Here is a 15535-nt window from a genome sequence, read left to right as displayed (position 1 = left end):
GCAAAGGGGTTTACAAATCGTAATGATTACGATAATATATTTGACGTTAATACGTAATGATTACGATTAAAGGAAGAGGTTAGCATGATTTTATCGTCCATGCGCGAGGTTGTTTTTGGATACGGGAACGAGCCCGTCATCGAAAACTTGTCCCTCGACATCCATACCGGACAATTTATCGGGATCGCGGGGGCCAACGGTACGGCCAAGTCGACTTTGCTCAAGCTGATGCTGGGGCTGCTTAAGCCTTGGAGCGGTTCGGTGAGGTTTAACCGGTTCCAGGAAGACGGTTCAAAGGTGGTTGTCGGCTATGTGCCGCAGCAAGTGTCTTCCTTTAATGCAGGTTTTCCCAGCAAAGTCATTGAACTGGTCCGTTCGGGCTGTTATTCCCGCTTGGGGTTGTTTGGCCGGTTCAAAGAGGAGCAGCGGCAGGTTGTAGAGCGCAGCTTGAAACAGGTGGGCATGTGGGAGTTTCGTAATCGTAAAATCGGCGAGCTGTCGGGAGGCCAAAAACAACGCGTCTGCATTGCCCGGGCGCTGGCCCAGGAGCCTCAGGTGCTCATATTGGATGAGCCCGCTACGGGCATGGATGCGGCGAGCCGGACGGCGCTTTACGAGTTGTTAAGGCAAGACGTAACGAGCCAAGGCCGGACGGTGATTATGGTCACCCACGGGCTGGAGGAAACGGCGCCGTATCTCGACACCTTGATTAGGTTGGAGCGGGAGGAGGATGAAGGATGGCGATGTTCGGTTACGAATTCATGCAGCGCGCCTTTTGGGCAGGAGGTTTAATCGGGATCATCGCTCCGCTGCTCGGGGTTTACCTTATGCTTCGCCGCCAGGCGTTGATGGCGGATACGTTGTCCCATGTATCCCTGGCCGGGGTGGCTTTGGGCTCGGTGCTGCATCTGAATCCTGCGCTTTGCGGTTTTGCGGTGGCCATTGCCGGAGGAGTCGTCATCGAGCAGCTTCGCCGTTCCTACCGTACATACAGCGAACTGCCGGTAGCGATCATCATGAATTCGGGGCTGGCGCTTGCCGTCGTGCTTATGAGCGTGAAGCAAAATTTGAGTCAAAGCTTCAGCTCTTATCTGTTCGGCTCCATTGTCGCGGTTGGCGATACTCAATTGTTCCTGATCGCTGTCGTTGCTTTGGTCAGTTTGATTTATTTTATTCTGCTGCGGCGCCCGCTTTATCATCTGACGTTCGATGAGGAAACCGCCGCGATTTCCGGCGTCCGGGTTAAGCTGCTGTCCTTTTCCTTCGCGGTGTTGACCGGGATGACCGTAGCCGCGGCCATGCCCGTCGTAGGCGTGCTGCTGGTGTCGGCGCTAATCGTGCTGCCGGCCTCGCTGGCTTTGCGCGTCGCTTCCGGTTTTGCGGCGGCGATCGCCATCTCTGTCGGCACCGGGCTGGTTGGCGTTTTTTCCGGCCTAAGCGTTTCGTATTACATCAACACCCCGCCTGGGGGAACGATTGCCTTGATTTTGCTCGTTTTTCTGGTGGTCACGATCCTATTGCAAAAGCTGCTGCGGGTTCGCGGCCGGCGGGCTGCCACACAACAAATTAAAAAGAAGGAGTACATGAAAAATGAAATTTTGGAATCGTAGTATCATCGCTTTATCTCTATCTATGATGTTGGTTGTGGCCGGCTGCGGATCAAACGCCAATACACCGGCCAATAGCGCGGGAACGGGCGGCTCGTCCACTGCGCCGGAAGCGTCCGCCAATACGCCTTCCACGGAAAAATTGGAAATTAAAACGAGCTTCTATCCGATGTACGAATTTACGCGTCATGTGGCGGGGGAACTGGCCAACGTGGAAAACCTCGTTCCCGCCGGCATGGAGCCGCATGATTGGGAGCCGACGCCCCAGGACATGGCCGCGATTACCGAGGCTGACGTACTCGTGTACAACGGAGCTGGGATGGAAGGCTGGGTGGACCAGGTGCTGGAGAGCGCCACGGGGAAAGGGCTAAAGGCGATTGAAGCCAGCCAAGGGCTTGAAATCGTGGAAGGCGCGGAAGGGCATGAGCATGCACATGGCGATGAGGCCCATGAAGATGGGGAACATGCGCATGAAGAGGGTGAACATACGGATGAGGAAGGTGACCATGTGCACGAGGAGGGTGAACATACGCATGAGGAAGGTGACCATGTGCATGAAGAAAGCGAGCATGCGCATGAAGAAAGCGAACATGCTCACGATGATAGCGGGCACCACCACGATCACGGCGGCTTGGATCCGCATGTGTGGTTGTCGCCGGCGCTGGCGATAGAGGAGGTTCGCAACATTGAAAAGGGACTGTCCGCAGCCGCTCCGCAGTACGCGGACCAGTTTAAAGCCAACGCCGATGCATATGCAGCCGAGCTGGAGGCGCTCGATAAGGAATTTGCCGCAACGCTCAAGAACAGCAAACGCAAGGACTTTATTACCCAGCATGCCGCCTTCGGTTATCTGGCCAAACAATACGGGCTGACCCAGGTGCCGATCGCCGGGCTGTCGCCGGAACAGGAGCCGTCGGCAGCCCAGATGGCCGAAATCGTCCAGTTTGCCAAAGAGCACAACGTGAAGACGATCTTTTTTGAAACCCTGGTGTCCTCCAAAGTGGCCGATACGATCGCTTCCGAAATCGGAGCAAAGTCGGCGGTTTTGAATCCGATCGAAGGCTTGACCGAAGAAGATTTGGCTAAGGGGCTGGATTACATTGGCGTGATGCGCCAAAATCTGCAGGCCCTGAAGGCTGCGCTTAACGAGTAGGAACTAGCACAAACGGCCTGACACAATGTTCTGATTGGATAAATCCAATAGAATTGAAATTGGAAAGTGAATACAGCGACACTCATTGGATATTTCCAATAGATTAAGCTCGGCAGGGTGCAAAACGCCCGACCTGAGCAAAATCTATTGGATTTTTCCATTTAAAGCTGCAAATCACATTCGATCCCGCCAATCTATTGGATTTTTCCAATGAGAGGCGGGTATTTGCTTGCTATAAATTCCCCGGGTGCTTGCCCGAAAACGGGTTCGGTGTTACGTTAGGAGAAACCTGTATAATCGATGAATGCCAAAGGGTGAATATATCTATGAAAATAACGTTACAGCAGCTTCGTTACGTCGTGGAAGTGGCCAACCGCGGTTCGATGAACGAGGCGGCGAGAAGATTGTTTATTTCCCAGCCCAGCCTTTCCAACGCCATCCGGGAGCTCGAGGAGAACATCCAGATGACGATTTTCGAGCGGACGAACAAAGGCATTACGCTCTCCAAGGAAGGCGCCGAGTTCCTCGCGTACGCCAGACAGGTGATGGAGCAGGCGGAACTTTTGGAAAACCGCTACCTGAACGCCAAGCCGTCGCCCCAGCATTTCTCGGTTTCCACCCAGCATTACGCGTTTGCGGTTAACGCGTTTGTGCAGCTGGTTCAGGAATACGGGCAGGACGAATACGAGCTGGCCTTGCGGGAGACCAAAACGCACGAAATCATCCAGGACGTCAAAAGCCAGCGCAGCGAAATCGGCATTTTATATATCAATGAATTCAATTCGAAGGTGATCAACCGGCTGCTGAAGGACGGAAATTTGATTTTTAACAGCCTGTTTAAGGCGAAGGCGCATATCTTTGTCAGCATCCGCAATCCTTTGGCGCAGCATGCCGTGGTCACGCTGGATCAGCTTCAGGATTATCCGTATTTATATTTCGAGCAGGGGGAGTTCAATTCGTTTCATTTTGCCGAGGAAATATTGAGCACGCTTTCTCATCGGAAAAGCATTAAGGTGAACGACCGGGCCACCCTGTTTAATCTGCTGATCGGCTTGAACGGGTACACGATCTCCACCGGCGTGCTTAGCTCGGACCTGAACGGAAATGAGATTATTCCGGTTCCGCTGGCCAGCGACGAAACGATCAATGTGGGGTGGATTTGCCATCGCAACGCCAAACTGACCAAGCTGGGCGCGGCCTATATTGAGGCGTTGGAGCAAACGGTGGTGAACGAAGCGCGTTGATATAGTTTTTGGTTATAACAGGTAATAGGTAATTAGATTTACTCTATAAACTTTAAAGTATGCTATCTTATTCCTAACCATTTTGAGAAGGATGAAACGAGGAGTGAGACGCATATGAAAAGCGCTAATTTGGGGTATCCACGCATCGGACGAAACCGCGAGTGGAAGAAGGCGTTGGAAGCTTACTGGTCCGGCAAGCTGGAGGAAAAGGAGCTCCACGAGGAACTCAAAGGCATACGGCTTCAGAACTTGAAGCTGCAACAGGAAAAAGGAATCGAAGTGATTCCGGTCGGCGACTTCACTTACTATGACCATGTGCTGGACACGGCCGTTATGTTCGGGCTGATTCCGCAACGGTTCGGTTACGAAGGCGGAACGCCGGATTTGTCCGTTTATTACGCCATGGCCAGAGGCAGCCGGGAAGCCGCGGCCTGCGAGATGACGAAGTGGTTTAATACGAACTACCACTATATCGTGCCGGAGCTGGGGGAGAACCTCGAGCCTAAGCTGACCCGCAACCGTCCGCTTGAAGCCTACCGCGAGGCCAAAGCAGAGCTGGGCATCGAAGGCAGACCGGTCATCGTCGGGCCGTATACGTTCCTGAAGCTGTCCAAGGGGTATGCCGCGGATCAGCTTGAGAACTGGATCGACCGGCTGCTTCCATTGTATGGGCAGATTCTGAGGGAACTGGCGGCGGAAGGGGCGGAATGGGTGCAGATCGATGAGCCGATTTTGTGCACCACGCTAGCCGAAGAAGAACTGCCGCGCATAGCCCGCATTTATGACAAACTGGCGCAAGAAGCCCCGGGCATCAAGCTGTTCCTGCAAACATACTTCGAAGCGGTCGATCACTACCAAGCCGTCACGGCGCTTCCGGTTCACGGCATCGGTTTGGATTTCGTGCATGACAAAGGGCGCAATTTGCAGGCGGTTCGCGAGTTCGGGTTTCCCGCAGACAAGCTGCTCGGCGCAGGTCTGATCGATGGCCGCGCCATTTGGCGGGCGGACCTGGACAGCAAGCTGGAAACGCTGCAGACGCTGGTGGAAGCGGTCCCGGCGGACCGGATTGTAATCCAGCCTTCCTGCAGCCTGCTGCACGTCCCGATCAGCGCCGAAAATGAGCGCACGCTGGAGCCGGTTTTGCGCGGAGCGCTCGCTTTTGCCGACGAGAAGCTGGAGGAGGTCGCGCTGCTGGCGAAGGCCGGCCGGCTTGGCTACGATGCCGTCCGCTCCGCAGCGGAAGGCGCGAACCATGCGCGCCGCGCGCTGCAGCAATCGCCGTCCCGCAACAGCCGGCAGGTCCAGCAGCGGATGGCCGCTTTGGCCGCGCAGCCGACTTCCCGCCCGGACAGCTATGAAGTGCGGAGCAAGCTTCAGCGGAAGCGCTGGAACCTGCCGCTGCTGCCGACGACGACGATCGGCAGCTTCCCGCAGACGCCGGAAATCCGCAGCGCCCGGCAAAAATGGCGCAAGGGCGAATGGACGGGCGAGCGTTACGAGGCGTTTATCAAGGAGCAGATCGGGATTTGGATCGAGCTGCAGGCCGAACTCGGGCTGGATGTGTTGGTGCACGGCGAGTTTGAACGGAACGATATGGTGGAATTTTTCGGGGAGAAATTGAACGGGTTTGCCTTTACGGCGAACGGCTGGGTGCAGTCCTACGGTTCGCGCTGCGTCAAACCTCCGGTCATCTATGGCGATGTGGAATGGACGGGGCCGATGACCGTGGCGGAAACGGTGTACGCCCAGTCGCTAACGGATAAGCCGGTGAAAGGAATGCTGACCGGTCCGGTGACGATTTTGAACTGGTCGTTTGTGCGCGACGATAAGTCCCGCGAAGAAGTGGCTTATCAGATCGCGCTTGCGCTAAGGGAAGAAGTGGAGGCGCTGGAAGCCGCGGGCATCGGCATGATCCAGGTCGACGAACCGGCGCTGCGCGAAGGCTTGCCGCTGAAACGGGAACAATGGCCGGCTTATTTGGAATGGGCGGTACGGGCGTTCCGGCTGTCGACCTCCACGGTCCAAAACGAGACGCTGATCCATACGCATATGTGCTACAGCGAATTTCATGACATTATCGATTCGATCAACGCGCTGGACGCCGATGTCATCTCGATCGAAACCTCCCGCAGCCACGGGGAGCTCATTGAAAGCTTTGAGAAGAACACTTACGACAAGGAGATCGGCCTCGGGGTATATGACATTCACAGCCCGCGCGTGCCTTCGGCCGCCGAAATGGGCTTGATGATCGACCGGGCCCTGCGCGTTCTCGAGCCGGCCCAATTCTGGATCAATCCGGATTGCGGCCTGAAAACCCGTAAATACGAGGAAACCGTCGCCTCCCTGCGCAATATGGTGGAGGCCACCAAGCAGGCGCGCGAAAAATACGCCATCAAGGCGTAAGTTCCGGCCAGCGGCGGACTTGTCCAAAAAAACAAAAGCATGCGTTCCCCTTCCGGGAGCGCATGCTTTTTTGGATTTCGATTATTCCCGAGCAGGCAGATTCACATTTTGCTTGTTAAAGGGTTATGAAACCGCTTTGAGTCCAACAACACCAATAACAATGATCATGAGACTGATGATGCGCCCGATGCTTTTGGATTCACCAAAAAAGATCATGTTTACCAGAACGGCAGCGGAGGTTCCTATTCCAATCCAGACCGCATAGGCGATGCTGACTTGCAGATAGTTAAAGGAAGCGTAAAGAAAGGCAAAAGAACCTCCAAATCCGCCAAAGAACATCAGCAAATTCAACATGGATTTCTTTTGGCTGAATTTTTTTAAACCAATGACCCCAACCAGTTCCAATAGAGCAGCAACAAATACGAATAGCCAACCCATATTAACGAACAAAAACGGCGTAAACGGTGCCGGTCGGTAACGACTCGCAGGCTTTTGCAAGAAACTGCATATCGATGAGAATAACGACAATGATGATACCCCAGTGCCACCAAGTATCGGCAACATTGAACCCAAAGACCCAAATCAATTCGAATAGAGAAGTTAAAAGGACAAAAATCCAACCTTTATTCATAGACCCTTTTCCTTTCCGAAAATTCAAATAAGTCGCCGCACGATTAATGAATGAACGTCAGTCATATTGCTGCAAAAAAAATAAATTCAGATTTTCCGGTGCTCTTCTTTATGTTCTCCGCAACGATCTTTCGATGAAATGAAATACCCGCTTTTTATATACGTCCAGGGGTTCTTCTTGCTCTTGGCCGTATAATATCGTAACGGGAAATCCTTGATTATGAATGACTTTCATTCATTATACGGAGGTGCGTAAACATTGTCAAAACCTTACTCCCAGCAGGCGATCAGTTGATTGATAAAATCATCGAAGTGCTCCAGGGATGACAGCAGATTCACATTTTTGTCGTCCGTCAATATGGTGGCGAGCGCATCGAATACGTCGCGGAATATTTTTCGATCCTCTCCGCTGACGGTGATCAATAACACAATTTTCACGGTGGAAGCATCCCATTTAATCCCGTTCGGATTCAAATAAATGAACATGCCCGTTTTGCGGGATTCCATTTTGATCGCATGCGGAAGGGCCACTTGTCCGAACGCGGTAGAGGACATCGCTTCCCGTTCCATGATTTTGGCGAAAAAATCCTCGTCCGTATAGCCGTCCCGGTTCATCGTTTGACAGATAAACCGTAAAACTTCCTCTTTCCCGGACCTAGCCGTGGAGCTGCAGAAATGCCTTTCGTCCAAAAAAGATTTTAGATGGTACTTAAATTGATTTTTCTTTTTTTGCTCTTTTAACTCAAAGATTTTGTCCGACACTTTTTCCCGGTCGCCTTCAATAAAAAACGGAGTGATCACGACATACGGGATTTCCGGAATTTTGTGCAATTGGGCGGTAGAAATGATAAAATCGCTGGAAGCATAATTCAAATCGCTTTCGTCCGTGACAATCGAATGAATCGATATATCGTTGCAAAAATACTGCTGCAATTTATTGATCATCTGCACGTTCATGTTGTAGTAGAGCGGAAACAGCACCGTGCACGAGATTTTTACGTTCGTTTGCCGCTGCAATTCAATTGCATACCCGAGGTGAAAAGCCAAATAGGCGATTTCATCGTCGCTGATCCGATAGCCCGTTTTTTCTTTAATCACATGGGAAGCGTGCACGGCGCAATCGTAAATAAGCGGGCATTCCCTTTTAATCGTATTGGTTAGCGGATTTTTCGTTGAATGGTTGTTTTTTAAACGCATCAACAAATTTTTCACATGCAGCGTAAAACGCGTAATAAAATCGGCATCGGCAATACTGATATAGTAATACTTATCCAAGTCGGAGGCGATTTCGCTAACCAACTCGATACAGTCTTTCCCGGCAATCCGTTCCAGGTCGCTGACTTCAATTTGCGTAAAGTTGACGTTTGTTCCGTTACACGAAATCAAGAGCGCCAAATCGGCGATTTCCTCTTCCGAATATTGGACGTGAAAATAGGATTCCAATTTAAAGGCGATTTCCTTGGCGATTTGATGTGCGGTGTTGTCGGTATGATAATTTACGGTCTTATTTAAAAACTGAGAATCATGTTTCATTCTGTCCAGCGCAATCGTGATGTGGATGATCACATTGGTTAAATAAAAATCATTGGTGAAAAAGTGATGGGAAGAAAAGGTTTCAACCACGGCTTTCCGGATGTAGTCCACATTTAATTCATGATAAAACCTTTTGATTTTATCGATGTCGATAAAGCTTCCGTCGGCTTCCTCGTACAAAATGCTGCTCATGAGTTTGCGCTTGTCCTTTTCTTTGCCGCGCAAACTTAAATGATCCTTCACCAAACTCAATTCCAGGTTGTTTTTGGCCAGCTTTTCCTTAATCAGCTTTAAATCCAGCCTTAGCGTGGACTCGCTGATAAACAGAGCGTCGCTTAAATCATAAATGGAAATAGGCTGACTCGTGTGCACCAGTTTTTTCAGAATATAAGCGATTCGTTCGGATTGCGTTTGCGGGATAGCTTTTTGTTCGTTGGCCAGAAAAGTATTCACCTGATCCGTATCGACTTTATAACCTTTATTCGACGATAGGATTAACCCATGGTGAATAGCATTGATCTCGCTTATATAAGATTTGATGGTGCGTTTGGACACGCCGTACTTGTCCGCCAAGCTTTGCGACGAAATCCAGTGGTTACAAGAGCTTAAATATTGAATTAAATCGATATACTGCATTTTCATAGGCGATTCCTCACTTCAAAATGTTGCACCATAGGGGTGCAGTTATTTATTTGAGACCGGTTTCGGGTTTGTAATATAGTTTGGTTGTAGATGATAGCGCTGTCAACTACGATTATGGGAAAAACATTGAAAACTTATACTTTCTTTAATCTTAGACAAAAGCGAGGAGGATTACCATGGCAAATGCAGGCGAAATGGTAAACGTGTTATTAATCTGCGGGTCGGGAGCAAGCTCCGGTTTTATGGCTGCCAATATTCGCAAAGCCGCTAAAAAAAGAAACTTGAATATGGATATCAAAGCCAGAGGGGAAGCGGAAATCGAAAATTACATTCATGATATCGATGCTTTATTAGTCGGCCCACACTTGGCCTATATCATGGATGATATCAACGAGCTTACCAAAGACACCGATGTCAAAGTGCTCTTAATGAAGCCTTCTTATTATTCCACGTTGGATGGGGAAGCGGCTTTAGATGATTTGCTGAGCGAGTTGAACAGCTAAAAAGGGGATAAGACAATGAACAAATTAATGGAATGGCTGAAAAACGACTTTTCTCCGAAGATGAATAAAGTAAATAACAATGTATGGATCGTCACGCTGAAGGATTCCGTCATGCAACTGTTGCCTTTCATTCTTCTGGGATCGGTATTTTGCCTGCTCACCATCCCCGGCGATGTTTATCAAATCAAAAACTACCCTAATTTTTGGGTTCCGTTCGGATGGACGATGGGCATGCTTTCGCTGCTCGTTTCATTCCTGATTCCATTCAATTTGATGGAGAAAAAGAAGTTAAGAAAGCAGCGTTTTATCGCCGGTTGCACCAGTTTGATCGTTTTCTTGATCATCATTACTCCCCAGGTCGTTAAAGACGGCGCGGTTGGTTTTTCCCATAGTTCTTTGGGAACCGGGGGCATGTTCGTTGCCATCATCGCCGCTCTTTTCACCGGATATATCATGAGTCTTTTTGGAAAATTCTCTTTTTTCAAAGAAGAGTCCGTCATCCCGGACTTTGTCAGAGCCTGGTTTGACTCTATGCTGCCTATCGGAATCACTTTGGTTGCGGCTTGGGTATTGGTCGATATCGTTCATGTGGATATCTACAACATCATTTTGAATATTTTTATGCCGTTGGCAAATGTAGTAGAGACGCCTTGGGGATTCATGCTGATCATATTTATTTACTGTTTCCTGTATTCCATGGGGATCTCCAGTTGGGTGTTAACCCCGGTCACCAAACCGATTTTTCTGGCGGCCATTACCGCCAACGCGACCATGGGGGCGCATAATCTCGTCACGGCCGAAACAATTTTTTCCGCATACTTGTTTGTAGGCGGCGTGGGCTGTACGTTACCTCTGGTTATTATGCACGCGTTCTCTAAAAGCACCAAGCTAAAAGCGCTGGGCCGGGCAAGCTTTATACCCGCCATCTTTAATATCAACGAGCCTTTGGTATTCGGTTCGATCGTATGGAACCCCTTATTGATGCTGCCGATGTGGATCATAGGGATTATCTTGCCGGCGCTCGTTTGGATCGGGACCAAAGTCATTCCTTTCGGCTCCATCCCGAAAGTGATCTTCGATCTGTGGTACGCTCCATTTCCCATCTCCACGTGGATTACGACAGGAACGATCACAGGCATGATTTTGATGCTCATCTGCGTCGGGGTAGCTACGCTGATTTGGTACCCATTTTTCAAAACCTACGAAAAACAAGAACTTGAAAAAGAATCACCGCAAACCAATTAAACGATTAACACCTCTATAAAGGAGATTTTATTATGACTTCGGAACAAGTAGCTCAACAGGCGATGCAAATCATTTTGCACGCCGGGGAAGCAAGAAAGCATTGTACGGAAGCTTTAAAAGATATTGAAAACAGCGACTTCGCCGGAGCGAAGGAGAAGATGAAATTAGCCAACGACGAAATTGTGATTGCCCATCGCGTGCAAACGAACTGCATTCAAAAAGAAACGGAAGGCGAACAAGGAGAGTATTCGGTTTTATTTGCCCATGCGCAAGACACGCTCATGACGATTTATAGTGAAATAAATATGGCCAAGCGGCTGATTGACATTTTCGAGCGCTTTGATCAGAGGCTGAGCCAATTAGAAATCAATAAATAAAGAGAGGAAGTAAGCAAAATGAAGAACATTCCATCAGGATTTCCGGCCGATTTTTTATGGGGAGGAGCCATCGCCGCCAATCAGGCGGAAGGGGCTTACAATGTGAACGGAAAAGGGTTAAGCGTTGCGGATATTAATGAATTTACGGATAAAGTTCCTTTAGATAAAAAGTACAATTTAGAACTGACGACGGACTATGTTAAGGAAGCGATGCAAAGCGAGGACCGCGTTTTCCCGAAACGTTGGGGCATCGATTTCTATCACACTTATAAAGAAGACCTGAAAATGCTCAGCGAACTTGGACTAAAAACCTTCCGCACCTCGATCAATTGGACAAGAATTTTTCCAAATGGCGACGAAGCGGAACCGAATGAAGAAGGTTTGAAATTTTACGATAACCTGATCGACGAAATTATTGCGAACGGGATGGAGCCGATGATCACCCTGTCCCACTATGAAATGCCGCTGCATTTGACCCTGGCTTATAAAGGGTGGTACTCCAGAGAAATGATCGATTTCTTCGTCCGCTTTAGCCAAGTCATTCTGGATCGTTACCATAAAAAAGTAAAGTACTGGATTATCATTAACCAAATCAATTTAATTGTTCACGAATCCTTTAACCATCTGGGCATTGCGGAAGATGTAGTGGATGATTTAACCTCCGCCAAATATCAAGGTGTACATCATGAATTTGTGGCTTGCGGTCTGGTCACGAAATATGCCAAAAGCCTGGATCCTAATTTACAGATCGGAATGATGCTCTGCGGGGGGCCGGCCTATCCGGCGACCTGCAAACCGGAAGATGTCTTCGCTGCCGTTCGCAATAATCAAATGGAGTACTTCTTCTCCGATGTGTTGCTGCGCGGATATTATCCCGGTTACGCGTTCCGCTATTTCCGCGACAACAACATTACCGTGGAATTTGCGGAGGGCGACGAAGAAGCGTTGAAGCATACGGCCGACTTTATGTCGTTCTCCTATTACTACACTCGTATTGTCGATGAAGAGAGCATGAAAAACAAAACAGGTCCTTACCGCAATTTTGAACTTCCGGCCAACCCTTGGGGATGGACGATTGATCCGCTCGGGCTTCGCACCATGCTGAACCTGTTCTATGACCGGTACCAGTGTCCGATTTATATCACGGAAAACGGGATCGGCTACCATGACACATTGGAAGAGGACGGTTCCATCCATGATTCCTATCGTATTGACTATTACCGGGCCCATATTGAGCAAATGAAAGAGGCCATTAAAGACGGGGTAGATTTACGAGGTTATTATGCATGGGGGCCGATTGATATTGTAAGTTGTTCTTCCTCGGAAATGAGCAAACGCTACGGATTTATTTACGTGGACCAGGATGATTACGGCAAGGGCAGTAAAAAGCGCCTCCGGAAAGACAGCTTTTACTGGATGCAAAAAGTGATCGCTTCCAATGGAGAAGACTTGGATTGAGGTTGCGTTATCTCCCGGCCCTTGGGAAATTTGGCGGGCGTTTGATCATTGTGGTCGTTGCCACGATGTTAAGCGCCCTAGCCGTTAATTTATTTATCGAGTGCAATATCGGATCCGATACACTGACGGTTTTGTTGGATGGACTGCATAAAAGCCTCGGAGTCAGCGTCGGTCTTGCCAGCTTTAGCGTAAGTATTGTATTTCTGGCTGCGGGGCTACTGCTGAATCGCAAATCGATCGGCTTTTCTTCCATCATGTATTCCTTTTTGATTGGGCCTTTTATTAATTGGATTCATCCGTTTATTGCCAATCTGGAGCTGGCGGATTTATCGCTAGTAGGCAAAATCGTCATCGTCATCCTGGCTAATTTTTGTTTCTCCATGACTTATGTGTTGTTGATGAATTTTGGCAATGGCATGTACGCCTTAGACGCGATTTTGCGATATACGGAAGCAAAGTTCGGAATCAGGTATGATCTTGGTAGAATCGGTGTAGACGCGATCTTTTTAAGCGCCGGATTCTTGTTCGGCGGGATCGTGGGGATCGGAACGGTTATAGCGTTTGCTTTAACGGGGCCGGGAACTTTGCTGCTTGAAAAGTTGCTATTTAAATTTGGAAGGCGATATAAGTTGAACGGATGAAAAGGCGGTAATTCAAGAGCGATCGTAAGCATATTTCACGCGGCCCCCCATTACATGCAATCATTAGTTCAACCTATATAGAGGAGGAGAGGAGATAGAAACTATGGTAAGAAAAACATTTACAGTCATTGACGAGCTGGGAATACACACACGTCCGGCTTCAACTTTGGTTCAAGCCGCAAGCCAGTTTGATGCCGAGGTGAACATCGAATATAACGGCCGATCCGTAAACCTAAAATCGATTGTGGGCGTGATGTCTTTGGGTATTCCGCAAGGAGCGCAAATTCAAATTGCTGCGGCCGGTTCCGATGCGGATCAGGCGATCCAAGGGATTGAAGAAGCTTTGAAAAACGAAGGGCTTGGCGAACCATGCGAAGTCATCTGAAAGGCATCGGCGCTTCAGCCGGTATAGCGATCGCCAAAGCCTACCGCCTGGAGGAGCCGGAGCTTAAAATCGTAAACAAGAACATCGGAGACAGGGACGCCGAAAAACGGCGATTGGAGCAGGCCATTAGCCAATCAAAGGCGGAGCTTGAAAAAATTAAAGAATACGTAAACCGTGAGTTGGGTGCTGATAAAGCGGAAATTCTCGCCGCTCATTTATTAGTATTAAACGACCCGGAACTATTAAATCCGGTTTTCGATCGGATAAGCACGGAAGGCGTGAACGCGGAATTTGCCTTAAAAGAATCAGCCGACAGATTTGTTTCCATGCTAGAATCGATGGATAACGAATATATGCGGGAACGCGCCAAAGACATCCGCGATGTAACGAATCGGGTGACCGCGCATTTATTAGGCGTGCAAATTCCCGATCCAAGCTTGATTTCCGAAGAAGTCGTCATCATCGCCGAGGATTTGACGCCTTCCGATACCGCGCAGTTAAATCGCCGGTATGTGAAAGGTTTTGCAACAGATATCGGCGGCCGTACTTCCCATTCGGCGATCATGGCCCGCTCCATGGAAATCCCGGCTGTCGTCGGCACAAAACAAGCCGTGTCCAGGATTGAACATGGTGTAATGGTGATCGTTGATGGTTTAGAGGGCGATGTCATCATCGACCCATCATCAGAAATCATTGCCCAATATGAAGCGAAAAAAGCAAACTACGAAACGCAAAAAGCGCAGTGGGCCAAATTGGTTCATGAGCCGACGGTAACGAAAGATGGCGTGCATGTGGAGCTGGCCGCAAACATCGGCACGCCGGCTGACGTGAAAAGCGTGCTAGAAAACGGAGCAGAAGCGGTCGGACTTTACCGTACGGAGTTCCTTTACATGGGCAGAGACCGGCTTCCGACAGAGGCAGAGCAGTTTACCGCTTATAAAACCGTTCTGGAAAAAATGGAAGGGAAGCCGGTGGTTGTCCGTACGCTGGACATTGGCGGCGATAAAGAGCTGCCTTACTTGAAGCTGCCCAAGGAAATGAATCCGTTTTTGGGCTTTAGAGCGATTCGTTTATGCTTGGAAGAGCAGACGATTTTCCGTACCCAATTACGTGCTTTATTACGGGCCAGCGTCTATGGCAATTTGAAGATCATGTTCCCTATGATTGCAACCGTTTCTGAATTTAGGGAAGCCAAAGCCATTCTTTTGGAAGAAAAAGAAAAGCTGGCGGCAGAAGGCGTCAAAGCCGCGGATCAAATTGAAATCGGCATGATGGTGGAAATACCGTCCACCGCTGTCATGGCCGATCAATTTGCCAAGGAGGTTGACTTCTTCAGCATTGGCACCAATGATTTGATCCAATATACCATGGCCGCCGATCGCATGAATGGACGCGTAGCTTACCTGTATCAACCCTGCAATCCCGCGATTTTACGTCTGATTTCAAGGGTCAGTGATGCGGCGCACCAAGAAGGCAAGTGGGTCGGCATGTGCGGGGAAATGGCCGGCGATCCGATCGCCATTCCTTTATTGCTTAGCCTGGGACTTGATGAGTTCTCGATGAGTGCAACATCCATTCTTCCGGTACGCGCGCAAATCAAAGATCTGTCAAGTGAACATGCAAAAAGCGTGAAAGAGGCCGTTCTATCCATGAAAACGTCGGAAGAAGTGATTGAGTTTGTAAAAAGGACCTTTAATTGATAATGATTGCAGCA

The 15535-nt window shown here is 49.3% G+C and carries 14 protein-coding genes and 1 pseudogene; 12 read left to right on the top strand and 3 right to left on the bottom strand.

The features are described 5' to 3' along the window. The first annotated feature begins 84 nt into the window (after positions 1-84). The 5 genes from NYE74_RS23795 (at position 85) to metE (ending at position 6407) form a co-directional block, all read left to right on the top strand. Positions 85-792 (top strand): metal ABC transporter ATP-binding protein, encoded by a 708-nt coding sequence (locus tag NYE74_RS23795; RefSeq protein ID WP_036624039.1) that lies wholly within the window; start codon positions 85-87, stop codon positions 790-792. Continuing rightward, the gene (locus tag NYE74_RS23790; protein WP_036624038.1) at positions 738-1610 is read left to right on the top strand and encodes a metal ABC transporter permease; all 873 of its coding nucleotides are present in this window, start codon (positions 738-740) and stop codon (positions 1608-1610) included. The genes NYE74_RS23795 and NYE74_RS23790 overlap by 55 nt, the downstream gene beginning before the upstream one ends. Further along, positions 1591-2760 carry a metal ABC transporter substrate-binding protein gene (locus NYE74_RS23785; RefSeq protein ID WP_036624037.1) on the top strand — a complete coding sequence of 390 codons (1170 nt, stop codon included), beginning with the start codon at positions 1591-1593 and terminating at the stop codon, positions 2758-2760. The genes NYE74_RS23790 and NYE74_RS23785 overlap by 20 nt, the downstream gene beginning before the upstream one ends. A gap of 332 nt (positions 2761-3092) precedes the next feature. Continuing rightward, positions 3093-4004, top strand: coding sequence for a LysR family transcriptional regulator (locus NYE74_RS23780; protein WP_036628402.1), 912 nt, complete (start codon positions 3093-3095; stop codon positions 4002-4004). 114 nt (positions 4005-4118) lie between these two features. Next, a complete protein-coding gene (gene metE / locus NYE74_RS23775) occupies positions 4119-6407 on the top strand; it encodes a 5-methyltetrahydropteroyltriglutamate--homocysteine S-methyltransferase (RefSeq protein ID WP_036624036.1) in 2289 nt (762 codons plus the stop codon). Between the two features lie 123 nt (positions 6408-6530). On the opposite strand, the gene NYE74_RS23770 is transcribed toward metE, so the two are convergent. The 3 genes and pseudogenes from NYE74_RS23770 to NYE74_RS23760 form a co-directional block, all read right to left on the bottom strand. Then, positions 6531-6845 (bottom strand): DMT family transporter, encoded by a 315-nt coding sequence (locus NYE74_RS23770; RefSeq protein ID WP_036628401.1) that lies wholly within the window; start codon positions 6843-6845, stop codon positions 6531-6533. Positions 6846-6855: 10 nt separating this feature from the next. Then, positions 6856-7038: pseudogene (locus NYE74_RS23765) on the bottom strand (SMR family transporter); the annotation flags it as partial. Positions 7039-7307: 269 nt separating this feature from the next. Then, complete coding sequence (locus NYE74_RS23760; protein WP_124331526.1) at positions 7308-9212, bottom strand: BglG family transcription antiterminator; 1905 nt, start codon at positions 9210-9212, stop codon at positions 7308-7310. A gap of 194 nt (positions 9213-9406) precedes the next feature. Between NYE74_RS23760 and NYE74_RS23755 the strand changes: the two genes are divergently transcribed. From NYE74_RS23755 to ptsP, 7 genes are all read left to right on the top strand, one after another. Beyond that, positions 9407-9715 (top strand): PTS sugar transporter subunit IIB, encoded by a 309-nt coding sequence (locus NYE74_RS23755; protein ID WP_227872675.1) that lies wholly within the window; start codon positions 9407-9409, stop codon positions 9713-9715. Between the two features lie 15 nt (positions 9716-9730). Beyond that, positions 9731-10960: a PTS sugar transporter subunit IIC gene (locus NYE74_RS23750; RefSeq protein WP_036624033.1), complete on the top strand. Its 1230-nt coding sequence runs from the start codon at positions 9731-9733 to the stop codon at positions 10958-10960. 32 nt (positions 10961-10992) lie between these two features. Beyond that, a complete protein-coding gene (locus NYE74_RS23745) occupies positions 10993-11337 on the top strand; it encodes a PTS lactose/cellobiose transporter subunit IIA (protein ID WP_036624032.1) in 345 nt (114 codons plus the stop codon). A gap of 18 nt (positions 11338-11355) precedes the next feature. Further along, positions 11356-12795 carry a glycoside hydrolase family 1 protein gene (locus NYE74_RS23740; protein WP_036624031.1) on the top strand — a complete coding sequence of 480 codons (1440 nt, stop codon included), beginning with the start codon at positions 11356-11358 and terminating at the stop codon, positions 12793-12795. Beyond that, positions 12792-13436 (top strand): YczE/YyaS/YitT family protein, encoded by a 645-nt coding sequence (locus NYE74_RS23735; RefSeq protein WP_036624030.1) that lies wholly within the window; start codon positions 12792-12794, stop codon positions 13434-13436. The genes NYE74_RS23740 and NYE74_RS23735 overlap by 4 nt, the downstream gene beginning before the upstream one ends. A 103-nt stretch (positions 13437-13539) precedes the next feature. After that, positions 13540-13821 (top strand): phosphocarrier protein HPr, encoded by a 282-nt coding sequence (locus NYE74_RS23730; RefSeq protein ID WP_124331525.1) that lies wholly within the window; start codon positions 13540-13542, stop codon positions 13819-13821. Beyond that, positions 13806-15521: a phosphoenolpyruvate--protein phosphotransferase gene (ptsP, locus tag NYE74_RS23725; protein ID WP_036624028.1), complete on the top strand. Its 1716-nt coding sequence runs from the start codon at positions 13806-13808 to the stop codon at positions 15519-15521. The genes NYE74_RS23730 and ptsP overlap by 16 nt, the downstream gene beginning before the upstream one ends. The last annotated feature ends 14 nt before the right edge of the window (positions 15522-15535 follow it).

It is taken from the genome of Paenibacillus sp. FSL P4-0127 (assembly GCF_038007325.1).
Taxonomy (GTDB): Bacteria; Bacillota; Bacilli; order Paenibacillales; family Paenibacillaceae; genus Fontibacillus; species Fontibacillus macerans.
This window is presented reverse-complemented; position numbering and strand designations above follow the sequence as displayed.